The sequence below is a fragment of the Microvirga pakistanensis genome, from assembly GCF_004458765.1.
Classification (GTDB): Bacteria; Pseudomonadota; Alphaproteobacteria; order Rhizobiales; family Beijerinckiaceae; genus Microvirga; species Microvirga pakistanensis.
Genome location: NZ_SPJX01000234.1, coordinates 1 through 223, shown reverse-complemented (window position 1 = coordinate 223; position 223 = coordinate 1). Strand labels below are relative to the sequence as shown.

General features: G+C 67.3%; 1 protein-coding gene. It reads right to left on the bottom strand.

The features are described from left to right. Positions 1–223 (bottom strand): aconitase family protein (locus tag E4K09_RS14115; protein WP_134498036.1); only part of this gene is annotated, 223 nt, incomplete at both ends.

The window sequence follows — 223 nt, the reverse complement described above, 5'->3', positions numbered from 1 at the left end:
GGCGCGGGTGGCCCATTTCATGAAGCGATAGCGCTCGGCATTGCGCCCATATTCGCGCTCCATGTTGCGCCGGAGGGCATCGGGGGAGCCGAACACATCCACGCCGAGGGACTGGTCGGTGGAGACGTCGACGGGAAGGACAGGATTGAGCCCGGTCGGGTCGTATCCGGCTTCCGCGAGGGAGGCTCGCATCCCGGCAATGTCAACCAGGGCCGGGCCGCAG